The following is a 25,664-nucleotide window of genomic DNA, read 5'->3' as shown; positions in this document are numbered from 1 at the left end:
GAGTGCGAATCCGGCCGTTGTGGCGCTTTATGGCGGTTGGGTTTGACCTCTTGTTTTTCTCTCCGGCCCGTTCTACTTCGCGGGCTCGGGCTCCGGCTCCTTGGACTCCTCCGCGTCCCCGGCCGGCTCCTCGGGGGTCTTCACGGAGTCGAGCAACAGCTGCGCGACGTCCACGACCTGGAGATTCTCCTTGGCCTTCCCGTCGTTCTTCTTGCCGTTGACCGAGTCGGTCAGCATCACGAGGCAGAAGGGGCAGGCGGTGGAGACGATGTCCGGATTGAGGGAGAGGGCCTCGTCGACACGCTCGTTGTTGATGCGCTTGCCGATCCGCTCCTCCATCCACATCCGCGCGCCGCCCGCGCCGCAGCAGAAGCCGCGCTCCTTGTGGCGGTGCATCTCCTCGTTCCGCAGGCCCGGGACGCGGCCGATGATCTCGCGCGGCGGCGTGTAGACCTTGTTGTGGCGGCCCAGGTAGCAGGGGTCGTGGTACGTGATCAGACCCTCGACCGGCGTGACCGGGACCAGCTTGCCCTCGTCGATGAGGTGCTGGAGGAGCTGGGTGTGGTGGATGACCTCGTACTCGCCGCCCAGCTGCGGGTACTCGTTGGCGATCGTGTTGAAGCAGTGCGGGCAGGTCGAGACGATCTTCTTCTTGGACTTCGGCTTCTTCGTCTCCGGGTCCTCGTCGTCCTCGCCGAAGGCCGCGTTCAGCGTGGCGACGTTCTCCTCGCCGAGCTGCTGGAAGAGGAACTCGTTGCCGAGGCGGCGGGCGGAGTCACCGGTGCACTTCTCGTCGCCGCCCATGATCGCGAACTTCACGCCCGCGATGTGCAGCAGCTCGGCGAAGGCCTTGGTGGTCTTCTTCGCCCGGTCCTCCAGCGCGCCCGCGCAGCCGACCCAGTAGAGGTACTCGACCTCGGTGAGGTCCTCGATCGTCTTGCCGACGACCGGCACCTCGAAGTCGACCTCCTTGGTCCACTCCAGCCGCTGCTTCTTCGCCAGGCCCCAGGGGTTGCCCTTCTTCTCCAGGTTCTTCAGCATCGTCCCGGCCTCGCTCGGGAACGCGCTCTCGATCATGACCTGGTAGCGGCGCATGTCGACGATGTGGTCGACGTGCTCGATGTCCACCGGGCACTGCTCGACGCAGGCGCCGCAGGTGGTGCAGGACCACAGGACATCGGGGTCGATGACGCCGCCCATGGCGGAGCCATTGTCAGACGCAGCTTCCGCGGTGCCGATGAGCGGGCGCTCGGCCTCCGCCAGGGCAGCGGCGGGGACGTCCTTGAGCTGCTCCTCGCTCGCCTTCTCGTTCCCCTCCATGTCCTTGCCGCCGCCCGCGAGCAGATACGGGGCCTTGGCGTGCGCGTGGTCGCGCAGGGACATGATCAGGAGCTTGGGCGAGAGGGGCTTGCCGGTGTTCCAGGCGGGGCACTGCGACTGACAGCGGCCGCACTCGGTGCAGGTGGAGAAGTCGAGGATGCCCTTCCAGGAGAAGTCCTCGACCTGGGAGACGCCGAAGCGGACCTCTTCTTCGTTCTCGTCGTCCAGCGCCGTCTCGAAGTCGATCTCCTTGCCCCCGGAGACCATCGGCTTCAGCTCGCCCAGCGCGGTGCCGCCCTGGGAGTCGCGCTTGAACCAGATGTTGGGGAAGGCGAGGAAGCGGTGCCAGGCCACACCCATGTTGGTGTTGAGGGAGACCGTGATCATCCAGATGAAGGACGCCGCGATCTTGAGCGTCGCGAAGAAGTACACGAGGTTCTGCAGCGTGCTCGTGCTCAGCTCGCTGAAGCCCGCGACCAGGGGGTACGAGAGGAAGAACTCGGCCTCGTAGTGCTCGACGCCGTGCAGCGCTCCCTCCAGCGCGTGCAGCACCACGATGCAGACGCCGACGATGAGGATGACGGCCTCGACGAAGTACGCCTGCCAGGTGATCGAGCCCGTGAAGCGGGACTTGCGGCCCGGCTTCGGCTTGCTCAGCTGCCGGATCACGATCAGGACCGCGATCCCGACGGCGGTCATGGTGCCCATGAACTCGACGTACATCGCCCACGGCAGCCAGTCGCCGATGAACGGGATGAGCCAGTCGGCCTTGAAGAGCTGGCCCACCGCGTTGGCGATCGTCAGCAGGAGCGTGAAGAAGCCGATCGCGACGAACCAGTGCGCGACGCCCATGACGCCCCAGCGGTTCATCCGGGTGTGGCCGAGGAACTCCTTGACCAGGGTGACGGTGCGCTGCTTGGGGTCGTCGGTCCGCGATCCCGCGGGCACGGGCTGGCCGAGCCGCACGAAGTGGAAGATCTGGAGGAGCGCGCGGCCGAACAGCGCGAGTGCGACCGCGATGAGGACCAGCGACACGATGATCGCGGCGAGTTGCATAACGGCTCCCTCGGAGCACAACGGAGTGTCTGAGCGTCGGTCTACTAATCGGTAACTTATCCAGTCCGTACGAGACTACCCACATTCCACAGCGCTCTGTACCCGGGCATGCGGTGATGTGCGTCGCTGAGGGTCACCTATGGAGCGCGGTGCATATGGTTTATTCACGGACGTGACGTATCTTCTCCGCAAATTCTCCTATGCGCTGCAAACCGTGCCAAACACGCAAAAGGGGTCGCGAAGGCGTCCCCGGGTGACCGTCGTCCAGCGCGCCGTCCCGTCCCACCGCGCCCCGTTCTTCCGCCACCTGAGCCGGGAACTGGGCGCCCGGGGAGCCGAACTGGTCGTCACGCGCGGCGCGCGCGGCGCTCCCCTCGGCGGCCCGCTCGTCCGCGGCTCCGACGCGCTGATCATGGAACACGCGCTCTCCGGCGCCGAGTTGTACCCCGCGCTGCTGCGCAGCGGCCTCGGGCAGGGGCCGCCGCTCGCCCTCTGGGGCGCGGGCGAGCCGCGCGCGTACCGCCCCGCGCCCCTCGCCCGCGCCGCGCGCGCCCGCCTCGCGCTGCTGGGCCACCGGTACTTCGCGCACACCGAGGGCGGCCGCCGCGACGCGCTGCGCTGGGGCGTGCCGGACCACCGGATCACCGTGCTGCGCAACACCACCGACACCGCGCCCCTCCGCACGGCCCGCGACGCCGTACGGGCCGAGGACATGCGGGAGCTGCGCGCCCGCCACGGCCTCAAGCCGGGCCGCACCGCGCTCTTCACCGGACGGCTCGACGCGGCGGGGCGCATCCCCTATCTCCTCGCCGCCACGCACGCGCTCGCCAAGCTGCTGCCCGGCTTCACGCTGCTGGTCGCGGGCGAGGGGGAGCTGCGCGGCCTCGTCGAGGCGGCGGCCGCGGGCCCGGGCCCGGGCCCGAGGCGGGGCGGGGACGGCCGGAGCCCCGTGGTGGCGCTCGCGCCGCCGACGCCCCGCGAACTGGCGACGTACGGCGCCACGGCGGACGTCCTGCTCTCCCCCGGCCGCGTCGGGCTCACCGCCGTCGACTCCTTCGTGCTCGGCCTCCCGATCGTGACGACCCCGTGGCCGCTGCACGGCGCCGAGTTCGAGTACCTGGAGGACGGCCGCAACGCGGTGGTCGTACGCGGCGGCCCGGACGCCTACGCCCAGGCCGTGGCCGCCCTCCTCGCCGCCCCGGCCCGCCTCGCCATGCTCCGCACCGCCTGCCGCGCCGAAGCCGCCTCGTACACGGTCGAGGGCATGAGCCGCCGCTTCGCGGACGGGGTCGAACACCTGCTCGGCACCTGAGCCCCGGTCCGCCCGCCGGGCAACCGGGTGAAGGTCCTCACCCCTGCCTGTCCTCCCGGGCGCGGGGTGCGCGCGGGGGTGCCTACCGTCGGGGCATGACGAGGGGTTTCCGTGGCTTTCCGGGGGTGCTGGCGCGCCGTTGGCGTACGGTCGCGGCGCTGGCGCTGGCCGGGCTGCTGGCCGGAGGCGTGGCGGCGCTGACGGCGTCGGCGGCGTACGAGGCGAGCACCCGGGTCCTCTACTCCCCCGGGGGCGACGGCTCCGCCGGGTCCGCGCGGGAGCGGGTGCGCTCGTACGCGGGGATCGTCGCGAGCCCCCGTTTCACCGCGCCCGTCGTGCGTGAGCTGCGGCTGGACGAGTCGCCGGACGCGGTGGCCGGGCGCGTACGGGCGCGGGCCGTGCCCGGGACCTCGCTGCTCGACATCACGGTCACCCACGGCGACCCGCACGGCGCGGCGCGGCTCGCGAACGCCGTCGCTGCCGAGTTCGGCGCCCAGATGGCGAAGCTGGAGGGCCCCGCGCGCTCCCGCCCGGCCCCGGTCGTCGCCAAGCGCGCGACGCCGCCCGGCGCCCCCGTCTCCCGCGACCCGGTGCTCACCGTGCTGGCCGGGGTCTTCCTCGGGCTCTGCGCCGGGCTCGTGGCCGCCCTCGTACGGGACCGCCGCGACACCGCGCCCCGTACGGTCGCGGACCTCGCCGACGCGACGGGGCTGCCGGTGCTCGGGGCCGTGCCGTACGACCCGGACACCGGGCGCGCTCCGCTGGCCTGCCTCGGCGACCCGTACGGGGAACGGGCCGAGGCCCACCGCGTGATCCGGGCCGCCACGGGCTTCGCGCGGGGCGGCGAGGGGGCCCGGCTCCTCGTGGTGACCAGCGCGCTGCCCGGCGAGGGCAAGAGCGCCACGGCCGCCGACCTCGCCGCCGCCTTCGCGGAGGGCGGCGCCTCCGTCTGCCTGGTCGAGGCGGACCTGCGCCGCCCCCGGATCGCCGCCGCCTGCGGGCTCGTCCGGGAGGCGGGGCTGACCACCGTGCTCATCGGGCGCGCGGAGCTGGACGAGGTGCTGCAGCGGCCCGCGGGCGGCGCGCTCAGCGTCCTGGCCGCGGGGCCGCTGCCGCCCAACCCGGCCGAGCTGCTCGCCTCGGAGCGCACCGCGCGGCTCCTCGCCGAGCTGCGCGCACGCTTCGACGTCGTCGTCCTGGACACCGCGCCCCTGCTCAACGTCGCCGACACCACCGGGCTGCTGCCCTCCGCCGACGGCTGCCTGCTCGCCGTCCGCGCGGGCGCCACCCCGCGCGCCCGCGTCGCGGAGGCGGTGGCCGCCGTACGGGCCGTGGGCACGCCCCTGGCCGGCGCGGTGCTGACCATGGCCGACCTGGGCTCCGACCGGCGGTACGGATACGGGAACGGGCGCGCGGCCAAGGACCGCCCCGTACGCCCCGAGATGGCGCTGCCGCACGCCGGACAGCCCGACTGATCTCTCGAACCCTCTGCGAAAGGGACACACGTGCGCACGGATGTGCTCTTCGTCTGCACCGGGAACCGGTACCGGTCGCCCGCCGCCGAGCTGCTGCTCGCCGCCCGTACGGGCCACACCGTACGGGCGGCGAGCGCGGGCACCCGTGCCGTTCCCGGGCAGGGGCTGGACGCGGCGACGGCGGAGCTGGTCCGCGAGCGGGGCGGCGAGCCCGGCGCGTTCGCGGGGACGCGGCGGCTGACGGCGGCGATGGTGGCGCGGGCCGGGCTCGTGCTCGGCATGGAGACCGCGCACCGCGAGGCCGCCGTACGGCTGTGGCCCGCGGCGCTGCGCCGCTGCTTCACGCTGCGCGAGTTCCTGAGGCTGAGCGCGGAGGTCCCGGCGGGTGGGGAGGGGCTCGCGGCGGCCGTCGAGCGCGCGGCGGGACGACGGGGGGCGGCGCCGCCCCCGCCGCAGGGCCAGGACGAGCTGGCGGACCCCGCCGGACTGCCCGTACGGGCGCTGCGCCGCGGCATCGCCGGAACGGACACGGCGGTCACGGCCCTCGCGGCCCTGCTGTCGCAGCCGTACCCGCACCCGCACCCGCACCCGTGCCCGGCGGAGGTGGTCGCGCGATGAGGCCCGCCGCGTCCGTACGCGCCCTGGCCGCGGCGCTGGCCCGGCGCCGCCCGTCCCCGGAGCCGCCCCAGCCCGTGGGGCTGCTGCGCGCGTACGGCGTCAACGCCGTCCTGGACGTCGGCGCGCACGCGGGGGGCTACGGCGCACTGCTGCGCGGCGGCGGTTACGACGGGCGGCTGATCTCCTTCGAGCCGCTGGCCGGACCCCGCGCGACGCTGGAGCGGCGCGCCTCCCGCGACCCCCTGTGGACGGTGCGGCCGTACGCGCTGGGGGAGGAGGACGGCGGCGTGCGGCTGCGCGTCGCCGGGAACGACGGGGAGGGCAGCTCCGTTCTGCCCGTACTGGCCCGGCACGGCCAGACCGCGCCCGGTGCCGCGCACCCGGGCAGCCAGCGCGCCGAGGCCCGCCGCCTGGACGGGCTGTGGGACGACGTGGTCACGCCGGGCGAGCGGGTCTTCCTCCGGCTGGGCGTGCGGGGGTACGAGGGCCATGTGCTGCGCGGCACGGGCCGCCGCCTCGCGGAGTGCGTGGGGGTGCAACTGGAGACGCCGCTGGTGCCTCTCTACGAGGGAGGGCTGCTCCTCGACGAGGCGCTGGCGTGGGCGAGGGCCGAGGGCCTGACGGTCACGGCCGTGATCCCCGGGGCCGGGGAACCGTCCTCGGGACGGATGCTCCGCTGCGATCTCGTCCTCTTCCGCGCCTCTGAGCTGCGAGAAGACAGAAAGTTGAGTCTTGGTCGCTCACCTCTTTTGACGCGCGGCGATCCGTGAGGCATTCTTGAGCCAGATCGACTGAACTTCACGCTCCCCCGGGATCGGACCGGTTGCCCGGCCGACCGGCTTGTCCGGCCGGGGGTCCGGGGGTTGTCCCCCGTGAGGCGCAGTACTCAAGACTTGCTTAGCTGGAGGAACTGAAATGGCTCGTGCGGTCGGCATCGACCTGGGTACGACGAACTCCGTCGTCAGTGTTCTTGAGGGCGGTGAGCCCACCGTCATCACCAACGCCGAGGGCGCCAGGACCACGCCGTCCGTCGTGGCCTTCGCGAAGAACGGCGAGGTGCTGACGGGCGAGGTCGCCAAGCGCCAGGCAGTCACCAACGTCGACAGGACCATCCGGTCGGTCAAGCGCCACATGGGCACCGACTGGAAGGTCAACCTGGACGGCAAGGACTTCAACCCGCAGCAGATGAGCGCCTTCATCCTGCAGAAGCTGAAGCGGGACGCCGAGGCCTACCTGGGCGAGAAGGTCACCGACGCCGTCGTGACCGTCCCGGCGTACTTCAACGACGCCGAGCGTCAGGCCACCAAGGAGGCCGGCGAGATCGCGGGCCTGAACGTGCTCCGGATCGTCAACGAGCCCACGGCGGCCGCGCTGGCGTACGGCCTGGAGAAGGAGGACCAGACCATCCTGGTCTTCGACCTCGGTGGCGGTACGTTCGACGTCTCGCTGCTGGAGATCGGCGACGGTGTGGTCGAGGTCAAGGCCACCAACGGCGACAACCACCTCGGTGGTGACGACTGGGACCAGCGCGTCGTCGACTACCTGGTCAAGCAGTTCCAGTCCGGCCACGGCGTGGACCTCGGCAAGGACAAGATGGCTCTCCAGCGTCTCCGCGAGGCCGCGGAGAAGGCGAAGATCGAGCTGTCCTCGTCCACCGAGACGAACATCAACCTGCCGTACATCACGGCCTCCGCCGAGGGCCCGCTGCACCTCGACGAGAAGCTGACGCGCGCCCAGTTCCAGCAGCTCACGCAGGACCTGCTGGAGCGCTGCAAGACCCCGTTCCACAACGTCATCAAGGACGCGGGCATCCAGCTCTCCGAGATCGACCACGTCGTTCTCGTCGGTGGCTCCACCCGTATGCCCGCCGTCGCCGAGCTCGTCAAGGAGCTGACCGGCGGCAAGGAGGCCAACAAGGGTGTGAACCCGGACGAGGTCGTCGCCATCGGCGCCTCGCTCCAGGCCGGTGTCCTCAAGGGCGAGGTCAAGGACGTCCTGCTGCTCGACGTCACCCCGCTGTCCCTCGGTATCGAGACCAAGGGCGGCATCATGACGAAGCTGATCGAGCGCAACACCACGATCCCGACGAAGCGTTCGGAGACCTTCACGACGGCTGAGGACAACCAGCCCTCGGTGCAGATCCAGGTCTTCCAGGGCGAGCGCGAGATCGCGGCGTACAACAAGAAGCTCGGCATGTTCGAGCTGACCGGTCTGCCCCCGGCGCCGCGCAACGTGCCGCAGATCGAGGTCACCTTCGACATCGACGCCAACGGCATCATGCACGTGGCCGCGAAGGACCTGGGCACCGGCAAGGAGCAGAAGATGACCGTCACCGGCGGCTCCGCGCTGCCGAAGGACGACATCGACCGCATGATGCGCGAGGCCGAGCAGTACGCGGACGACGACGCCAAGCGCCGCGAGTCCGCCGAGACGCGCAACCAGGCGGAGCAGCTCGTCTACACGACCGAGAAGTTCCTCAAGGACAATGAGGAGAAGGTCCCCGCCGACACCAAGTCGGAGGTCGAGACGGCCCTTGAGGACCTCAAGGAGAAGCTGAAGGGCGAGGACACCGCAGCGATCCGCGAGGCCAGCGAGAAGGTCGCCGCGACCAGCCAGAAGCTGGGCCAGGCGCTCTACGCCGACGCGCAGCAGGCGCAGGCCGGCGGCGCCGAGGGCGCGGCTCCGGGCGGCGCCGACGCCGGTGCGGGCAAGGCCGAGGGCGGTGCCGACGACGACGTCGTCGACGCCGAGATCGTGGACGACGAGCAGAAGCCGAAGGACGGTGCAGCGTGACGGAGGACACTCCGGGCTTCGACAAGAAGTCCGACGTCCCCGCCGACGCCAACGGCAGCGCCGACGCCGCCGCCTCTCCCGACGAGGCGGCGGCCCCGGGGCCGCTGGCCGGGGACGCTCAGAACGGTGAGAACACCGAGAACGACATGCACGAAGAGCAGGGGTCCGGGACAGCGGACCAGGACGTGGCCGAGACGGCCGAGCTGGACCAGGTCCGCACCGCGCTGAACGAGCGCACCCAGGACCTCCAGCGGCTCCAGGCGGAGTTCCAGAACTACCGCCGCCGCGTCGAGCGGGACCGGGTGGCGGTCAAGGAGATCGCCGTCGCGAACCTGCTGACGGAGCTGCTGCCGGTGCTGGACGACATCGGCCGCGCCCGCGACCACGGCGAGCTCGTCGGCGGCTTCAAGTCCGTCGCCGAGTCGCTGGAGATGGTCGCGGCCAAGCTGGGCCTGATGCAGTTCGGCAAGGAGGGTGAGCCCTTCGACCCGACCGTCCACGAGGCGCTCATGCACTCGTACTCCCCGGATGTCACGGAGACGACGTGCGTGCAGATCCTCCAGCCCGGGTACCGGATCGGCGAGCGCACCATCCGCCCCGCGCGGGTCGGTGTCGCCGAGCCGCAGCCGGGCGCCAAGGGCGAGGCGGGCGAAGCGGACGCGGCAGAAGAGGAGAGCGGTGGCCCGGAGGAGGGCTGACTCGGCCTCGTACGGGGGCGGTAGCGCACAGGCACGGGAGGAGGGACGTCGGGGATGAGTACCAAGGACTTCATCGAGAAGGACTACTACAAGGTTCTCGGCGTCCCCAAGGACGCCACCGAGGCCGAGATCAAGAAGGCGTACCGCAAGCTCGCACGCGAGAACCATCCGGATGCCAACGCCGGTGACCCCAAGGCCGAGGAGCGCTTCAAGGACGCCTCCGAGGCGTACGACGTGCTCGGCGACGCCAAGCGCCGCAAGGAGTACGACGAAGCGCGTGCCCTCTTCGGCAACGGCGGCTTCCGGCCGCCCGGGGGCGCCGGCGGACCCGGCGGCGGCTCCTTCAACTTCGACCTGAGCGACCTCTTCGGGGGCACCCAGGGCGGAGGGGGCGGCGGCGCGGGCGGACCCGGCGGCGCCGGGGGCTTCGGCGGCGGCCTGGGCGACGTCTTCGGCGGCCTCTTCAACAGGGGCGGCACCGGTACGCGCACCCAGCCGCGCCGTGGTCAGGACATCGAGTCCGAGGTCACGCTCAGCTTCACGGAGGCCGTGGACGGGGCGACGGTCCCGCTGCGGATGTCGTCCAGCGCCGCGTGCAAGGAGTGCGCGGGCACGGGCGACAAGAACGGCACGCCGCGGGTGTGCCCGACCTGTGTGGGCACGGGCCAGGTCTCGCGCGGGGGCGGCGGGGGCTTCTCGCTCACCGACCCCTGCGTGGACTGCAAGGGCCGCGGCCTCATCGCGCAGGACGCCTGCGAGACCTGCAAGGGCTCCGGGCGCGCGACGAGTTCGCGGACGATGCAGGTCCGTATCCCGGCGGGCGTCAGCGACGGGCAGCGCATCCGGCTGCGCGGCAAGGGTGCCCCGGGCGAGCGCGGTGGACCGAACGGGGATCTGTACGTGGTGGTCCATGTCGACAAGCACCCGGTCTTCGGCCGCAAGGGCGACAACCTCACGGTGACCGTGCCGGTCACCTTCCCGGAGGCGGCCCTCGGCGGCGAGGTCAAGGTCCCGACGCTGGGCGGGCCGCCGGTCACGCTCAAGCTCCCGCCCGGCACCCCCTCGGGGCGCACGATGCGGGCCCGGGGCAAGGGCGCGACGCGCAAGGACGGCACCCGGGGCGATCTGCTGGTGACGGTCGAGGTGACCGTGCCGAAGGATCTCAGCGACAAGGCGAAGGACTCACTGGAGACATACCGCGACGCGACGTCGGGCGAGGACCCGCGCGCGAAGCTCTTCAAGGCCGCGAAGGGAGACTGAAGTGGACGGCCGAGGCGGACGCAGGCGGGGCATGGGTGCTTACGAGCTGACCGAGGAAACTCCGGTCTACGTCATCTCGGTCGCCGCTCAGCTCTCGGGTCTGCACCCGCAGACCCTGCGGCAGTACGACAGACTCGGGCTCGTCTCGCCCGACCGCACGGCGGGCCGCGGGCGGCGCTACTCGGCCCGCGACATCGAGCTGCTGCGCGAGGTGCAGCGGCTCAGCCAGGACGAGGGCATCAACCTCGCGGGCATCAAGCGGATCATCGAGCTGGAGAACCAGGTCGCTGCGCTTCAGGCTCGGGCCGCGGAGTTGTCCGCCGCGGTCGAGGGTGCGGCCGCGGCCATGCAGCAGCGTGAGGCCCAAGTGCATGCCTCGTACCGCAGAGACCTGGTCCCTTACGAGGATGTGCGGCAGTCCAGTGCGCTCGTGGTCTGGCGACCGAAGCGGGACCGCTAGCTGCGCTTTTTGCGGCTACTGGGGTGCCCCGTCCGGTGCGTTGCCGGGTGCCGCGCCGCCGTGGCCGGTCGCGCAGTTCCCCGCGCCCCTGAAGGGGCACCCCCTGTGTCATCGGCTGAACGCGTAGTTCATCAGCTTCTTCGCGTCCGACGTGCGCTTGGCGACCGAGGTCGAGGTGAGGACCGTGCCGATGACCGTCTTGCCGCCGCGGGTGGCGGCGAAGACCAGGCAGTACTTGGCCTCGGGGCCCGAGCCCGTCTTGACGCCGATGGCGCCGGAGTAGGAGCCGAGCAGATTGTTGGTGTTCGTCCACTTCATGGTGCGGTGACCACCGCTCCTCGTGGTGGTCCGCTGCGTGGTGGAGCGGGTCTTCACGACCGTACGGAAGGTCGAGTAGCGCATCGCGCTGCTGGCGATCTTCGTCAGGTCGCGCGGCGTGGAGTAGTTGTTGCCCCGGCCGATGCCGTCGAACGAGTCGAAGTGGGTGTTGCGCAGGCCCAGGCCGCGGGCGGTGGCGTTCATCTTGCCGATGAAGGACTTCACGCGCTTGGCCCGGGTCGAGCCGCTGCCGAACTTGTCGGCCAGCGCGTAGGCCGCGTCGCAGCCGGACGGGAGCATCAGGCCGTAGAGGAGCTGGCGGACGGTGACCTTGTCACCGACGATCAGCCGGGCCGAGGAGGCGGTGTTCCTGACGATGTAGTCGCTGTACGCCTTCTGGATCTTGACCTTGGCGTTCAGGTTGAGGTTCCGCTGGGCGAGGACCACGCGGGCCGTCATGATCTTGGTGGTCGACCCGGTCGACCTGCGGGTGTCGGCGGCCTTCGTGAACAGGGAGGCGCCGGAGCCGTTGTTCATCACGTAGCCGCCCTTGGCGGCGATCGACGGCTTGCGGGGAGCCGCGGCGGCGTGCGCCGGGGTGGCGAGCGCCCCCACCGCGAGGACGGATCCCGCGGTGACGGTCACCGCGGAGACCCGGGCGAGGACTTTGATTCCGTTATTCACTATTTTTGCTCCAAATACCCCTGTAGAGCGGCTCCGGTGGCTGGCCGCACCCTGTTCAGACCTCCGATGCTGCCCGGAGGATGCGGCCCCGCCGCGCATTTCACCAGGGTTTTGCCAGAGCGGCCGTGGGAGCCGGGAACGAATCCGGGGCACGGACGGTTGTACGGAACGGAAAGTTGAGCGAGTTGGGCTCAACTTGCTGCATACTGGAGAAGGCAAGCGACGAGTCGTAGGAGGAGACGCCAGGACATGGACGCGGAGCTCACCAACAAAAGCCGGGACGCCATCAGCGCGGCCAACAGCCGTGCGGTGACCGACGGCCACCCGGACATCACCCCGGCCCATCTGCTCCTCGCCCTCCTGACCGGCGAGGACAACGAGAACATTCAGGACCTTCTCGCCGCCGTCGAGGCCGACCAGGCCGTGCTGCGCGCCGGGACCGAGCGGCTGCTCGGCTCGCTGCCCGCGGCGCAGGGCTCGACCGTCTCCCAGCCCCAGCCCGACCGCGAGCTGCTCGCCGTCATCGCCGACGCGGCGCAGCGCGCCAAGGAGCTCGGCGATCAGTACGTGTCGACGGAGCACCTGCTCATCGGCATCGCCGCCAAGGGCGGCGCGGCCGGGAAGCTCCTCGCGGAGCAGGGCGCGGGCGACAAGAAGCTGCTGGAGGCGTTCCAGGCCGCGCGCGGCGGCAAGCGGGTCACCAACGCGGACCCGGAGGGGACGTACAAGGCGCTGGAGAAGTTCGGCACCGACCTCACCCGCTCCGCGCGCGACGGCAAGCTCGACCCCGTCATCGGCCGCGACCAGGAGATCCGCCGCGTGGTCCAGGTCCTCTCGCGGCGTACGAAGAACAACCCGGTGCTCATCGGCGAGCCCGGCGTCGGCAAGACCGCGGTCGTGGAGGGCCTGGCCCAGCGTGTCATCAAGGGCGATGTGCCCGAGTCCCTCCGGGACAAGCGGATCGTGGCGCTCGACCTGGGCGCGATGGTCGCCGGGGCGAAGTACCGCGGCGAGTTCGAGGAGCGGCTCAAGACCGTCCTGGCCGAGATCAAGGACAGCGACGGCCAGATCATCACGTTCATCGACGAGCTGCACACGGTGGTGGGTGCCGGTGCGGGCGGGGACTCGGCCATGGACGCCGGGAACATGCTGAAGCCGATGCTGGCCCGCGGCGAGCTCCGTATGGTCGGCGCGACGACGCTCGACGAGTACCGCGAGCGGATCGAGAAGGACCCCGCGCTGGAGCGCCGCTTCCAGCAGGTGCTGGTCGCCGAGCCCACCGTCGAGGACTCGATCGCGATCCTCCGCGGCCTCAAGGGGCGGTACGAGGCGCATCACAAGGTCCAGATCGCCGACGGCGCGCTGGTCGCCGCCGCGGCCCTCTCCGACCGGTACATCACCTCCCGCTTCCTCCCCGACAAGGCCATCGACCTCGTGGACGAGGCCGCGTCCCGGCTCCGTATGGAGATCGACTCCTCCCCCGTCGAGATCGACGAGCTCCAGCGCTCCGTCGACCGGCTCAAGATGGAGGAGCTGGCCCTGGAGAAGGAGACCGACCCCGCCTCCGTCGAGCGCCTGGAGCGGCTGCGCCGCGAGCTGGCCGACAAGGAGGAGGAGCTGCGGGGCCTCACGGCCCGCTGGGAGAAGGAGAAGCAGGGGCTCAACCGCGTCGGTGAGCTGAAGGGAAAGCTCGACGAGCTGCGCGGCCAGGCCGAGCGCGCCCAGCGCGACGGCGACTTCGACACCGCCTCCAAGCTGCTGTACGGGGAGATCCCGGGCGTGGAGCAGGAGCTGGCGGCGGCGAGCGAGGCCGAGGAGGAGGCCCGTAAAGACACCATGGTGAAGGAGGAGGTCGGCACGGACGACATCGCCGACGTCGTCGCCTCCTGGACCGGCATCCCGGCCGGGCGCCTGCTGGAGGGCGAGACGCAGAAGCTGCTGCGCATGGAGGACGAGCTGGGCAAGCGGCTCATCGGCCAGGGCGAGGCGGTCCGCGCGGTCTCCGACGCGGTGCGCCGCACGCGGGCCGGGATCGCCGACCCCAACCGCCCCACCGGCTCCTTCCTCTTCCTCGGCCCCACGGGCGTCGGCAAGACGGAGCTGGCGAAGGCCCTCGCGGACTTCCTCTTCGACGACGAGCGGGCGATGGTCCGCATCGACATGAGTGAGTACGGCGAGAAGCACAGTGTCGCCAGGCTGGTGGGCGCGCCCCCCGGATACGTGGGGTACGAGGAGGGCGGCCAGCTCACGGAGGCCGTGCGGCGCCGCCCGTACACCGTCGTCCTCCTGGACGAGGTCGAGAAGGCGCACCACGACGTGTTCGACGTGCTGCTCCAGGTCCTCGACGACGGCCGTCTGACCGACGGCCAGGGCCGCACGGTCGACTTCCGCAACACCATCCTGATCCTCACCTCCAACCTGGGCTCCCAGCACCTGATGGATCCCCTGGAGAAGGAGTCGGAGAAGCGGGAGCAGGTCCTCGCCGCCGTCCGGGCCGCGTTCCGCCCGGAATTCCTGAACCGGCTGGACGACCTGGTCGTCTTCTCCGCACTGGCGGGCGACGAGCTGCGGCGGATCGCCCAGCTCCAGATCGACGCGCTCCAGCGCAGGCTGGCGGAGCGGCGCCTCACCCTGGAGGTCACCGACGCGGCCCTCGACTGGCTCGCGCTGGAGGGCAACGACCCGGCGTACGGCGCGCGGCCCCTGCGCCGCCTCGTCCAGACCGCGATCGGCGACCAGCTCGCCCGCGAGATCCTCGCGGGCGAGGTCAAGGACGGCGACACGGTCCGCGTGGACCACGTCGAGGGCTGGGAAGGCCTGATGGTCGGCACGCCACCCCAGCAGAGCTGAGCGCGCGCGGGGCGCGGGGCGCGCGACGAGCAGCGGTCCGCCGGCGCGACCACCTGAGGGCCGCGCCCTGCGGTGCCGGGGGCCCGGCGGACGTCCGCCGGGCCCGCGCTCGCTTCTGCGGTGTGGTTGCCTGCGGCTGCCAGGCCCGCGCTCGCTTTCGCGGGGCGGTTGTTCGCCGCCGGCGCGCCCGCTGCCGCTCTTGCGAGGCGGCCTTCTGCCGCTGCCGGACCCGCGCACGCTGTCGCGGGGTGGCCAGCTGCCGCTGGCTCGTCCGCGCCCCCGCTCGTTTCTGCGAGGGGCGGTTGTCTGCCGCTGCCACGCCCACGCTTGCTTCCGCCGAGTGGCTGTCCGCCGCTGCCGGGTCCGCGTCCGCCCGTCCGGGGCGGTCAGACACAGCGGGCCCGGCTCCTGCGGGGCGGTCAGCCGCTGCCGCTGCCTCCGCCGCAGCCGCCCCCGCCGCCGCAGCTCATTCCGGCGCCTCCGCCGCTGGAGGCCCAGCCGTCGCCGTCGCTGTCGCGGCCCGTGTCCTTGATCCAGCCCTTGCCTCGGGCGACGTTGCGTGTCAGGTGGAACGCGAGGATGAGGCAGAGCAGGGCGAGGCCTGTGGCGAGGCTGAGTCCGCCGTTTCCGGTGAAGACGGAGTGGACCGAGGTGCTGAAGAGGACCAGTGACGTGGCCCCGAGGGCGACGGCCGCGGTCATCTGGAAGATCATGCGCTGCTGGCTCATCTGTTCCTGCCCCTCGTGGCCGTTCCCTCGTCGCCGTTCCCTCGCGCGTACCCGGTTCTCGATCACGGACGCCCCGGGCGTACGACGGGTTGCCCCCGGGGTTGTCATCACGGGCCCCCGGTGCGGGAGGATGGCGGGATCCGTATGAAGGGAACACCCACGTGAGCATCGACCCGTCCTCGATTCCGAATTTCGGGGGCCAGCCCGAGCCGGAGGAGAACGGTCCCGCCGGACCCGTCGTTCCGGACCAGGACCTCGTCAAGCAGCTCCTCGACCAGATGGAGCTGAAGTACGTCGTCGACGACGAGGGAGACCTCGCGGCGCCGTGGGAGGAGTTCCGGACCTACTTCATGTTCCGGCCCCAGAGCCCGGAGAACGAGGAGGAGGCGAGCCAGCAGGTCTTCTCGGTCCGTACGTTCTACGACCGTCCGCACACGATCGAGGACAAGCCGAAGCTGCTGGAGGCGATCGACGACTGGAACCGTCGCACGCTGTGGCCGAAGGTCTACAGCCACACGCACGACGACGGCAGCGTCCGTCTCATCGGCGAGGCCCAGATGCTGATCGGCACCGGCGTCGCGCTGGAGCACTTCGTCTCCTCGACGGTCAGCTGGGTCCGTGCCTCGATCGAGTTCGACAAGTGGCTCGTCGAGCAGTTCGGTCTGGAGAAGGACGTGGACTCCTCCGAGGGCGACAGCGGCGGCGACGAGAGCTGACTCCGTCGGCTCCGGCCCGCGCAGAAGGGCCCCCGGGACTCATCTGAGTCCCGGGGGCCCTTCGCGGCTCAGCGGCTCGGCGCCCAGCGGCTCAGCGGCTCAGGGCCGGGGGACCTTGAGGCACTCGCTGGGGACCCAGCCCTTGACGCCGCGGTAGTTGATCTTGTTCCACATCTTGTAGGTGCCCTTGGTGCAGGACCCGGTCTTACCGCCGCTCGCCTCCTTGATGAAGCACGCCTTCTTCCCCTTGGGGAGCAGCCCGAGCGCCGTGGACGACATCTTGCCCGTCTTCCGGATCTTGACGCTCTCCTTCGCCTGCAGCGGGAAGGAGGGATCGGGGCAGCCCGCGCCCGCCACGCCCGTCGTGGGGGCCTTCGCGGGGGCCTTCGCGGGCTCCGCCATGGCGGAGCCCGCCGCCGTCAGCGAGACGGTGACCAGGGCGGCGGTCGCCGCGAGGGCGGCGAGGCGATTCTTGAGCACGTGGACTCTTCTCTGCTCGTACCGGAGTATTTTGAGCGAGCCATGTCAGGCGCGCGCCGCGATCTTGCCATCTCACGCACCACGGGGCGAGCCCCGCCCCGGGGTGTCAGCGCTGGAGCGCCTTGAAGTCGTCGAAGACGGTGTAGTTGCGCGGGAGTTCACCCTTGGTGTGGCGGACGGTGAAGACCGGGTACAGCGAGTTGAGCAGCCAGGGCGGGGTGGTCTCGCGGATGTCCTCCACCATGGCGTGCGCCTGCTGCACCCCGTAGGTGGCCACGGCCAGGCGGTCCGTCTTCCGGTACGCCCGTACCTGGTCCCGCATGAAGTGCTTGTTCCTCTCGTACCAGGGGCTCAACCGCAGCAGGTCGTTCCACTGCTTCTGGGTGAGCCGGTGCTCCTCGGCGTACCGGAGCAGTTCCCAGAGCTCGGTCTGCGGGGTGAGGCGCAGCTCGTCCTTGTAGAGGGCGACGAACTTGGCGGGCAGGGGCCTGGCCATCTGCTGCTTGTAGAGCTTGATCAGTGAGAACTCGGTGACCAGGAACTTCTTCTTCTCGCTCAGCTCGCCGAGCACGAAGTTCACGGCCTTCGTGGCGTCCTCGGCCGACGCGACGTGCGGGTGGATGTCGACGCCCTCCAGCTCGGGCGTGCGGTTGACGAAGCCGATCCACTCGCGGACGGCGGCGGTCCGGTTCACCGGGTCGTCGAGGTCGTTCAGGGCGCCCATGTAGAGCTGCGTACGGCAGCCCTTCGGGAACTGGTCCTTCCGGGCGGCGATCGTGTGCGCGGCCACCTTCTGGTAGAAGGGGTTCATCCGCGTGGCCCGCTCCTCCTGGTGCGTTTCGAGGAGGGGCTCGTTCCCGATGGTCACGATGTCGATCTTGTCGAGGACGGCCTTCAGGACCTTGTCCACGGCCTTCAGCTCGGCCTCCATGCGCGGCCCCGTCGGCGACGGCACCGTCACGCCGTCCTTGTTGAACTGGAACTTGAGCGACAGGATCGTGCCGAAGCCCTGCGCGCGCAGCTTCAGCAGCCGCTTGATCGCCACCTGCTCCAGCGGATCCGTGCCCTTCTTGATCTCCTCCATCAGCACGAAGCCGCGCACCCAGGTGGCTCCGGCGCCGTCCAGGGTCGCCTTGCCGATGTCGGCCGGATCCTCGTTGAAGTTCGCGCCGAGGACGCCGACGGGTCCGCCTTCGGCGCCGGGCCGGTCCTGCCGCGCCCTCATCCCCTTGAGGTCGTCGGACTTCTTCGCGGAGCCCTTCTTCGGGCCGCCGTCCCCGCCGCCGGTGCCGCATCCGGCGGCGGCCAGCACCGCCGCGCCCGAGACCCCCAGCAGCCAGCGGCGCGAGACCGCGTTCTTGCCGTCGTTCTTGCCGTCGTTCTTGCCGTCGTTCATGTGGAACAACTCCCCCCTGCGTTGGACGGATCCGTGGTCACCGGATCCGGAGCGGCCCTTTCCGTGTCCATGACGCCGCACTCGTACGAGTGACGAGGCCCGGGCGGGCGGCAGTTGCGGAGGCGGACGGTACGGGTGCGACGGGGCTGATTCCGGGGGGCTCACTGGCCGAACCTGAAGGGCCCCGGAGATCTCCGGGGTCCGGGGCCCTTATGCGTGACGGAACGCTCAGACGACGTCGACGCACTGGCTGGGGACCCAGCCCTTGATGCCGCGGTAGCTGATCTTGTTCCAGATGTCGTGGGTGCCCTTGATGCAGGACCCGGACTTCCCGGCCTCGGCGGCCTTGAGGAAGCACGCCTTCTTGCCCTTGGGGAGGAGGCCGAGCGCCGTGGCCGACATCCTGGCCGACTTCCGGATCTTGACGCTCTCCTTCGCCTTGAGCGGGAAGGAGCTCTTGCCGCAGCCCGCGGTCGTCGAGGCGGAGGCCGAGGGCGACGCCGGCTCCGCCACGGCGGGGCTCGCGACCGTCAGGGAGACGGTGACGAGGGCGGCGGTCGCCGCCACGGCGGCGAGACGGTTCTTGAGCACGTGATCTCTTCTCTGCTCGTACAGGGGGGTGATTGAGCGCGCCATGTCAGGAGCGCGCCGTGATCTTGCCATCCCGCCCGCCGCGGAGCGAGCCCCGTCCCGCCGTGAGCCCCGTCCCGGGCTCAGATCTGGTTCATGCCGCCGTCGACGTAGAGGCTCGCGCCGGTGGTGAAGCTGCTCTGGTCGGAGGCGAGGAAGGCCACGGCGGCGGCGACCTCCTCCGGGCGGCCGAGGCGGCCCAGCGGGACCTGCGTCGCCAGGTGCCCGCGGAAGCCGGTGGCCTTGTCCGGCGCCGGGTCGAGGCCCGCGAGGCCGGGGGTGTCGGTCGGGCCGGGCGTGACGGTGTTGACGCGGATGCCGCGGCCCTTCAGCTCGTTGGCCCAGGTCCGGGCGAAGGAGCGGGTGGCGGCCTTGGTCGCCGCGTACACGCCGAAGGCCTCCGCGCCGGCGTCCACGTTGGTGGAGCCGTTGAGGATCACCGAGGCGCCCTCGTTGAGCAGGGGGAGCGCCTTCTGGACGGTGAAGAGCGTGCCCCGGGCGTTGATGCCGAAGAGGGTGTCGAAGTGCTCCTCGGTGATCTCCGCCAGCGGCATGAACTCGGCGACGGAGGCGTTCGCGAAGAGCACGTCCAGGCCCGCTCCCCGGCTGCTGACCGTCGCGTAGAGGCGGTCCAGGTCGGCCGGGTCCGCGATGTCGCCGACGACCGGGGTGGCCGCCGGGCCGATCTTCCCGGCCGCCGCTTCGAGTTCGTCCTTGCGCCGCCCCGTGATGAAGACGTGCGCGCCCTCCTCCGCCAGCCGCGTCGCGCTCGCCAGGCCGATACCGCCGGCGCCGCCGGTGACGAGCGCGGTCTTTCCCTCAAGCAGTCCCATGGGACACACCTCTCCCGTTCGACTTCTGCATCGGTCGATGCAGAAGTCGAACGTAGCACTTCTGCATCGGTCGATACGGAAAAGGTAGGGTGCGGGGGTGGCAACGAAGAAGAGCGGCTCCCTCGGCCGTCCCCGGGGATTCGACGCCGAACAGGCGCTTGAGAAGGCCATGCTCGTCTTCTGGGAGCACGGTTACGAGGGCGCGAGCCTGTCCCTGCTGACCGGGGCGATGGGGATCTCCACCACGAGCATGTACGCGGCCTTCGGCAGCAAGGAGGAGCTCTTCCGCAAGGCCTTGGAGCGCTACACGGAGGGCCCCGGCGGCTACGTCGAGCGGGCCTTGGAGGAGCCGACCGCCCGCGAGGTCGCCGCCGCGCTCCTCACGGGGTCCATCCGCTCCTCCACCCGCCCCTCCTGCCCCCGGGGCTGCCTGGGCGTGCAGGGCGCCCTCGCCACGAGCGACCCCGGGCGCGGGGTCCGCGACCTCCTCGCGGACTGGCGCAACGACGGCTGCTCCCGCGTGCGCGACCGGTTCCGGCGCGCGGTCGAGGAGGGCGACCTGCCCGAGGAAGCGGACCCGGACCTCCTGGCCCGCTACGTCACCACCATGATCTTCGGCATCGCCGTGCAGGCCGCGAGCGGCGTCCCCCGGGACGCGCTCCAGGAGATGGCCGACGCGGCCCTGCGCGACTGGCCGCTCACGGCGTGAGTCAGGTGAGCCTCTTGAGGCGTGTCACCGCCTCCGTCAGGACCTCTTCCTTCTTGCAGAACGCGAAGCGGACCAGGTGGGCGGCCTCGGACTGGTGGTCGTAGAAGACCTGGGTGGGGACGGCGACGACGCCGCAGCGTTCGGGGAGGGAGAGGCAGAAGTCGATGCCGTCGGTGGCGCCGAGGGGGCGGATGTCGGTGGTGACGAAGTACGTGCCCGAGGGGCGGTAGACCTCGAAGCCCGCGTCGCGCAGGCCCGCCGAGAGGAGGTCCCGCTTGGTGCGGAGGTCGTCCCGCAGGCCGGTGAAGTACGTGTCGGGGAGGGCCAGCGCCTCGGCGACGGCGTACTGGAAGGGGCCGGAGGAGACGTAGGTGAGGTACTGCTTCGCCGCGCGGACCGCCGCGAGCAGCTCCGGCGGGGCCGTCGCCCAGCCGACCTTCCAGCCCGTGAACGAGAAGGTCTTGCCCGCCGAGGAGATCGTGACCGTACGCTCGCGCATGCCCTCGAAGGAGGCCAGCGGGACGTGCTCGCCGTCGTAGACCAGGTGCTCGTAGACCTCGTCCGTGACCGCCAGCAGGTCGCGCTCCACGCAGAGTTCGGCGATCGCGGCGAGCTCGTCGCGGGTGAGGACGGTGCCCGTGGGGTTGTGCGGGGTGTTGAGGAGGATGAGGCGGGTGCGGTCGGTGACGGCGTCGCGCAGCTCGTCCATGTCCAGGTGGTACGCGCCCTCGCGCGGGCGGAGCGTGACCGGGACGCGGGTGCCGCCCGCGAGCGCGATGCTGGCCGCGTACGAGTCGTAGTACGGCTCCAGCGCGATCACCTCGTCGCCCGGCTCGACCAGGCCGAGGAGCGAGGCGGCGATGGCCTCGGTCGCGCCCGCCGTGACCAGGACCTCCGTGTCCGGGTCGTACGCCAGACCCAGTCCGCCGTAGAAGCGGGACTGGTGGGCCGCGATCGCCTCCCGGAGCTCGGGGACGCCGGGGCCCGGCGGGTACTGGTTGCCGCGCCCGTCGCGCAGGGCGCGGACCGCCGCCTCCCGCACGGACTCGGGACCGTCGACGTCGGGAAAGCCCTGGCCGAGGTTGATCGAGCCGGTGCGGACGGCGAGCGCGGACATCTCGGCGAAGATCGTGGTGCCGAACTCGGCGAGCCGGCTGTTCAGTGGAGGTCGTCCCATGGGCTCATCCTGCCGCCTGGGCGGCGTCCTTCACATAGGCCAGGACCGCGAGCACGCGGCGGTTGTCGTCGTCCGAGGGCGGGAGGTCCAGCTTGGTGAAGATGTTCGAGGTGTGCTTGATGACCGCGCGTTCGGTGATCACCAGGCGTTCGGCGATGGCCGCGTTGGAGCGGCCCTCCGCCATCACGTCCAGCACCTCCCGCTCCCGCGCGGTCAGCTGGCCGAGCGGCGCCGCGCCCTGGGCGCCCGGCTGCGCGGAGCTGGCCATCAGGCGGGCGATCACCTGGGGGTCCATGGCGGTGCCGCCCGCGGCGACGCGGCGTACGGCGTCCACGAACTCGTCGGGGTCGAAGACCCGGTCCTTCAGCAGGTAGCCGATGCCCCCGCTGCCGTCGGCCAGCAGCTCCTTGGCGTAGAGCTGCTCGACGTACTGCGAGAGCACCAGCACGGGCAGGCCCGGGACCTGGCGGCGGGCGTTCAGCGCGGCCTGGAGGCCCTCGTCGGTGAACGTCGGGGGGAGCCGGACGTCGACGACGGCCACGTCCGGGCGCTCGGTGACGAGCGCCCGGTGCAGCTCGGGGCCGTTGTCGACGGCGGCGACGATCTCGAAGTCGTACGCCTTCAGCAGGCGGATGAGACCGTCTCTCAGCAGGAAGAGGTCTTCGGCGAGGACGACGCGCACGGCAGCTCCATGGTCAGGGTCGTCGGGCCGCCCACGGGGCTGTTGACGGCCAGGATTCCGTCGAAGGTGGCCAGGCGGCGCTCCATGCCGCGCAGGCCGGTGCCGCCCGCGGGGTCGGCGCCGCCGTGCCCGTCGTCGGTGACCTGGGCGCGGAGCCGCCCGTCGGTGTGCCACAGCTCGACGGTGATCCGCTGGGCGCCGCCGTGCTTCGCGGCGTTGGTCAGCGCCTCGGAGACCGCGAAGTACATCGCGGACTCGACGGGCGCCTCGAAGCGGCTGTCCAGCTCGGTGTTGACCTCGACGTGCAGGGGGCTGTCCATGCCCAGGGCGCGCACCGCGTCGGCCAGGCCGCGGTCGGCGAGGACCGGCGGGTGGATGCCGCGCACCAGGTCGCGCAGCTCGTTCAGCGCGCTGGCCGAGGCGTCACGGGTGTCGGCGAGGATCGCGCGGGCGGCCTCCGGGTCCTTGGAGAGCAGCCGCTCGGCGACGCCCAGGTTCATGCCCATCGCCACGAGCCGCGCCTGCGCGCCGTCGTGCAGGTCCCGCTCGATGCGGCGCAGTTCGGCGGCGGAGGTCTCCACCGCGTCCGTACGCGTCCGGGTCAGGTGCCGGACCTGACGCGCCATCTCGGTCGGCGCGAGCAGCCTGCCGGCGAGGCGGGCGTGCAGCCGCGTGACGTGCGGCGCGGCGGCGAGGCCCGCGAGCAGGACGGGGACGCCGAGCGCGGCGGCGGTCAGCGCCGAACCGCTGTCGGTCACCTGGACGTTGATGTACCAGTTGTTGCCGCCCGCGTCGCTGATCGGCTCCCAGAGGAGCGGCATCAGCAGCCCCATCAGCCCGTACGCGGCGACCGCCAGCGGCACCAGCGCCAGCACCAGCCCGGCGAGGCAGCTCACCAGCGCCCACGCCATGTCGCGCCAGGTGCCCTGGTCGCTGAGCGCCCACTGGGTGCGCTGCGCCCAGCCCTTGATCCCGGCCTCGGGCGCGGCGCGCGGGATGTACGGCTCCTCGATCTCCACGCCCGACCAGCGCCCCGAGACGCGCCGGGTGAGATCGGCCGAGCGCTGCAGGGCCCGGCAGGCCGGGGGCACCAGGAAGACGCCGACGCCGATGCCGAGCAGCGCGACGGCGACGAGGACGGCGCTGAAGGCGAGGATGTTGAGGACGGCGAGGCCCGCCAGGGCGAGGCCCTGGAAGGCGGCGCGCACATGCCGGGCGACGAAGCCGTGGTGCTGCCTCTGGTGTCCCGTTCCCCTGATCGCGGTGCTGCTCATCGCGGTCCCCTCCCTCTCGCGGCCCGGTGCCGCTCCGTACTCCTCAGTCTGTTCGGGCGGGCACGGCGGGTCACTGGACCTCCGTGGCGTCTGCGGGGGTGTAGCCAGGTACCCCTCGGGAGACCACACCACCGTATGTGAGGGCGCTGACGCGGAGCGTTGAATATGGGGCATGGGAGTTCCGTTCTCGTGGGAGGGGCGAGGGATGGACGCGAACGTGCGGAAGCGGTTATGGGTACGGCTGTCGGGCGTGCTCGGCCTGCTGGGCCTGGTGGCCGTGCTGCTGGGTACGGCGATGCCGGGGGCGGCGCACGCGGCCGGGCGCGAAGGGGCCGCGCGGAAGCCCTCGTTGGGCGACACCCTCGACAGGACGGTGCGGCGGCAGCTCGACGCGTACCGCATCCCGGGCGCCGCCGTGGTCGTCGTCAGGGACGGCAGGCAGGTGTACGCCAAGGGGTACGGGGTCGAGGACGCCGACGGCGGAAAACGCGTGAGCCCGGAGCGCACGGGCTTCTTCATGGGATCCGACGCCAAGGTCTTCACGGCCATGGCGGTGCTCAAGCTCGCCGAGAGCGGGAAGCTCGACCTGCGTGCCGACGTGAACCGCTACCTGGACGACGTCGAGGTCGAGAACACCTACCCCGGCCACCCGGTGACGGCACGTCACCTCCTCACGCACACCGCCGGGTTCGACAACGCGATCGTGGGACGGGCCGACGCGCGGCCCGTGGCGGACACCGGCGAGCTGGGGAAGAGCCTCGCCGCGCACCAGCCCCGCCGCGTGCGCCCGCCGGGCCGGGTCGCCAGCTACGACAACTACGGCGTCGCGCTCGCCGGGCACCTGGTCGAGGAGGTCTCCGGGGAGCCGTTCGCGCGCTACGTCGAGCGGAACGTGCTGCGCCCGCTCGGCATGCGCTCCACGAGCTTCGCGCAGCCGCTGCCCGGCCGTCTCGCGGGTGACGTCGCGCGCGGCCACCGGCCCTCGGGCGACGGCGAGGGCGACGGCGACGGGCAGGCCACGGCGCGCGGGCAGTACGGCGCCTGGTCCCCGACCGGCGCCGGGGCTGTCACCACGGCGGCCGACATGGGACGGCTGATGCGCGCCCAGCTCGACCGGAAGGGCGCGCTGAGCGAGAAGTCGTACCGCGCCATGCAGAAGCGGCAGTTCGCCAACGACGGGCGGCTGCCCGGCATGGGCTACATCCTGGAGGAGCGCCGCCGGGACGGCCACCGCATGCTCGTCAAGGACGGCGACGTCCCCGGCTTCCACGACAACATGGCGCTGCTCCCGGACCGCGCGACCGGCGTCTACGTCGCCTACAACGGCGACGGCGAGGACGGCCGCGCGTCCCTCGCGGGCCAGGAGGTCGCGGAACGGGTCGCCGACCACCTGTACGGGAAGCCGCGCCCCGTCGCCGCGAAGAGCGCCGACGGGGACGACGGGGACGACTCCGGGGTGTACGAGGGCGAGTACCGCTCCACGCGCACCAGCCGTTCCGACCTGACGCGCGCCGCCGACCTCACCGGCGCGGTCATCGTCAGCGCCGGGGACGACGGCACGCTGACCACCGAGGGCCCGCTGAGTCGCGACCCCGACGTGACGACCCGGCACTGGGTGCCCGTCGGCGACGGGGAGTTCCGCGAGAAGGGCGGCGACGGGCAGGACCTGCTCGGGTTCCGCGACGGACGGCTCACCGTCTCCACGGACCCGAGCGTCGCCTACGAGCGCGCGCCCTGGTACGAGGCCCCGTCCCTCCACCGGGGCGTGCTGCTCGGGAGCCTGGCGGCGCTCGTGCTCTCGGCACTGGGCTGGGGCGTGGCGGCGCTGGTGCGCACCGTGCGCGGGCTCCCCGCGCCGCCGCCGGGGGCGCGCGTGGCGCGGGGACTGGTGTGGTGCGTGCTGGGCCTCGTCGGCGCCGCCGTCGTCTGCTTCATGAAGCTGGTCTCCGACCCGAACGTGATGAACGAGGCCGTCTTCCTCGGCGACTCCGCGCTGATGGGCGCGGTGCCCTTGCTTTTGCGGATCGCTATGGGGGTTGCGGGGTGCGTGGTGGTGTGCGCCGTGCTGAGCTGGTGGCGCGGGTGGTGGGGCGTTGCGGCCCGCATCCATTACGCCGCCGTCGCTCTGGCCTCGGCCCTGGTCCTCGGGGTCGCCGCCTCGTACCACTTGGCGTGGTGAGGGGAGCGCCCACGGC

At 71.6% G+C, this 25,664-nt stretch carries 22 protein-coding genes; 12 read left to right on the top strand and 10 right to left on the bottom strand.

Annotated elements, in window-relative coordinates:
* Positions 1–72: 72 nt before the first annotated feature.
* The gene (locus ACGF3A_RS09540) at positions 73–2,376 is read right to left on the bottom strand and encodes a (Fe-S)-binding protein (RefSeq protein ID WP_393727618.1); all 2,304 of its coding nucleotides are present in this window, start codon (positions 2,374–2,376) and stop codon (positions 73–75) included.
* Positions 2,377–2,629: 253 nt separating this feature from the next.
* Between ACGF3A_RS09540 and ACGF3A_RS09535 the strand changes: the two genes are divergently transcribed.
* The 8 genes from ACGF3A_RS09535 to ACGF3A_RS09500 all read left to right on the top strand — a co-directional run bounded on the left by ACGF3A_RS09535 (position 2,630) and on the right by ACGF3A_RS09500 (position 10,992).
* Positions 2,630–3,688, top strand: coding sequence for a glycosyltransferase (locus tag ACGF3A_RS09535; protein WP_393727616.1), 1,059 nt, complete (start codon positions 2,630–2,632; stop codon positions 3,686–3,688).
* A 95-nt stretch (positions 3,689–3,783) separates the two neighbouring features.
* On the top strand, positions 3,784–5,163 hold the full coding sequence (locus tag ACGF3A_RS09530; protein ID WP_393727614.1) for a polysaccharide biosynthesis tyrosine autokinase: 1,380 nt from the start codon (positions 3,784–3,786) through the stop codon (positions 5,161–5,163).
* 30 nt (positions 5,164–5,193) lie between these two features.
* Complete coding sequence (locus ACGF3A_RS09525; protein WP_393727612.1) at positions 5,194–5,781, top strand: low molecular weight phosphatase family protein; 588 nt, start codon at positions 5,194–5,196, stop codon at positions 5,779–5,781.
* Positions 5,778–6,551: an FkbM family methyltransferase gene (locus tag ACGF3A_RS09520; protein ID WP_393727610.1), complete on the top strand. Its 774-nt coding sequence runs from the start codon at positions 5,778–5,780 to the stop codon at positions 6,549–6,551. Before ACGF3A_RS09525 ends, ACGF3A_RS09520 begins: the two co-directional genes overlap by 4 nt.
* Before the next feature lie 145 nt (positions 6,552–6,696).
* Entirely contained in the window at positions 6,697–8,574 is a 1,878-nt protein-coding gene (gene dnaK / locus ACGF3A_RS09515) for a molecular chaperone DnaK (RefSeq protein ID WP_393727608.1), read from the top strand.
* On the top strand, positions 8,571–9,272 hold the full coding sequence (gene grpE, locus ACGF3A_RS09510; RefSeq protein WP_393727607.1) for a nucleotide exchange factor GrpE: 702 nt from the start codon (positions 8,571–8,573) through the stop codon (positions 9,270–9,272). The genes dnaK and grpE overlap by 4 nt, the downstream gene beginning before the upstream one ends.
* 54 nt (positions 9,273–9,326) lie before the next feature.
* Positions 9,327–10,532, top strand: coding sequence for a molecular chaperone DnaJ (gene dnaJ, locus ACGF3A_RS09505; protein WP_393727605.1), 1,206 nt, complete (start codon positions 9,327–9,329; stop codon positions 10,530–10,532).
* Positions 10,533–10,563: 31 nt separating this feature from the next.
* Complete coding sequence (locus tag ACGF3A_RS09500; RefSeq protein WP_393727603.1) at positions 10,564–10,992, top strand: heat shock protein transcriptional repressor HspR; 429 nt, start codon at positions 10,564–10,566, stop codon at positions 10,990–10,992.
* Positions 10,993–11,100: 108 nt separating this feature from the next.
* Here ACGF3A_RS09500 and ACGF3A_RS09495 read toward each other — a convergent pair whose 3' ends face one another.
* Complete coding sequence (locus ACGF3A_RS09495; RefSeq protein WP_393727601.1) at positions 11,101–11,994, bottom strand: D-alanyl-D-alanine carboxypeptidase family protein; 894 nt, start codon at positions 11,992–11,994, stop codon at positions 11,101–11,103.
* A gap of 249 nt (positions 11,995–12,243) precedes the next feature.
* On the opposite strand from ACGF3A_RS09495, the gene clpB reads away from it, so the two are divergent.
* Positions 12,244–14,844, top strand: coding sequence for an ATP-dependent chaperone ClpB (gene clpB / locus ACGF3A_RS09490; RefSeq protein WP_393727599.1), 2,601 nt, complete (start codon positions 12,244–12,246; stop codon positions 14,842–14,844).
* 419 nt (positions 14,845–15,263) lie between these two features.
* Here the strand turns inward: clpB and ACGF3A_RS09485 are convergent, their stop codons facing one another.
* Positions 15,264–15,572, bottom strand: coding sequence for a hypothetical protein (locus ACGF3A_RS09485; RefSeq protein WP_393727597.1), 309 nt, complete (start codon positions 15,570–15,572; stop codon positions 15,264–15,266).
* Positions 15,573–15,733: 161 nt separating this feature from the next.
* Between ACGF3A_RS09485 and ACGF3A_RS09480 the strand changes: the two genes are divergently transcribed.
* Complete coding sequence (locus ACGF3A_RS09480) at positions 15,734–16,288, top strand: YbjN domain-containing protein (protein ID WP_393727595.1); 555 nt, start codon at positions 15,734–15,736, stop codon at positions 16,286–16,288.
* Between the two features lie 99 nt (positions 16,289–16,387).
* Here the strand turns inward: ACGF3A_RS09480 and ACGF3A_RS09475 are convergent, their stop codons facing one another.
* The 4 genes from ACGF3A_RS09475 to ACGF3A_RS09460 all read right to left on the bottom strand — a co-directional run bounded on the left by ACGF3A_RS09475 (position 16,388) and on the right by ACGF3A_RS09460 (position 19,627).
* Positions 16,388–16,768, bottom strand: coding sequence for an SH3 domain-containing protein (locus ACGF3A_RS09475; protein ID WP_393727594.1), 381 nt, complete (start codon positions 16,766–16,768; stop codon positions 16,388–16,390).
* A gap of 106 nt (positions 16,769–16,874) precedes the next feature.
* Positions 16,875–18,164 (bottom strand): hypothetical protein, encoded by a 1,290-nt coding sequence (locus ACGF3A_RS09470; RefSeq protein WP_393727592.1) that lies wholly within the window; start codon positions 18,162–18,164, stop codon positions 16,875–16,877.
* Positions 18,165–18,392: 228 nt separating this feature from the next.
* Positions 18,393–18,755, bottom strand: coding sequence for a hypothetical protein (locus ACGF3A_RS09465; RefSeq protein WP_393727591.1), 363 nt, complete (start codon positions 18,753–18,755; stop codon positions 18,393–18,395).
* 122 nt (positions 18,756–18,877) lie between these two features.
* The gene (locus ACGF3A_RS09460; RefSeq protein WP_393727589.1) at positions 18,878–19,627 is read right to left on the bottom strand and encodes an SDR family NAD(P)-dependent oxidoreductase; all 750 of its coding nucleotides are present in this window, start codon (positions 19,625–19,627) and stop codon (positions 18,878–18,880) included.
* Positions 19,628–19,724: 97 nt separating this feature from the next.
* Here ACGF3A_RS09460 and ACGF3A_RS09455 point away from each other — a divergent pair, with 97 nt between their 5' ends.
* Positions 19,725–20,336 (top strand): TetR/AcrR family transcriptional regulator, encoded by a 612-nt coding sequence (locus ACGF3A_RS09455; protein ID WP_393727587.1) that lies wholly within the window; start codon positions 19,725–19,727, stop codon positions 20,334–20,336.
* 1 nt (position 20,337) lies between these two features.
* Here the strand turns inward: ACGF3A_RS09455 and ACGF3A_RS09450 are convergent, their stop codons facing one another.
* From ACGF3A_RS09450 to ACGF3A_RS09440, 3 genes are read right to left on the bottom strand one after another with little or no spacing between them, the layout of a single operon-like run.
* Positions 20,338–21,513: a pyridoxal phosphate-dependent aminotransferase gene (locus ACGF3A_RS09450; RefSeq protein WP_393727586.1), complete on the bottom strand. Its 1,176-nt coding sequence runs from the start codon at positions 21,511–21,513 to the stop codon at positions 20,338–20,340.
* A 4-nt stretch (positions 21,514–21,517) separates the two neighbouring features.
* Complete coding sequence (locus ACGF3A_RS09445; RefSeq protein WP_393727584.1) at positions 21,518–22,195, bottom strand: LuxR C-terminal-related transcriptional regulator; 678 nt, start codon at positions 22,193–22,195, stop codon at positions 21,518–21,520.
* A complete protein-coding gene (locus tag ACGF3A_RS09440) occupies positions 22,159–23,469 on the bottom strand; it encodes a sensor histidine kinase (RefSeq protein ID WP_393727582.1) in 1,311 nt (436 codons plus the stop codon). The genes ACGF3A_RS09445 and ACGF3A_RS09440 overlap by 37 nt, the downstream gene beginning before the upstream one ends.
* Positions 23,470–23,674: 205 nt before the next feature.
* Here ACGF3A_RS09440 and ACGF3A_RS09435 point away from each other — a divergent pair, with 205 nt between their 5' ends.
* On the top strand, positions 23,675–25,648 hold the full coding sequence (locus tag ACGF3A_RS09435; RefSeq protein WP_393727580.1) for a serine hydrolase domain-containing protein: 1,974 nt from the start codon (positions 23,675–23,677) through the stop codon (positions 25,646–25,648).
* Positions 25,649–25,664: the final 16 nt, after the last annotated feature.

This window comes from Streptomyces sp. NPDC048172 (assembly GCF_043202595.1).
Classification (GTDB): Bacteria; Actinomycetota; Actinomycetes; order Streptomycetales; family Streptomycetaceae; genus Streptomyces.
This window is presented reverse-complemented; position numbering and strand designations above follow the sequence as displayed.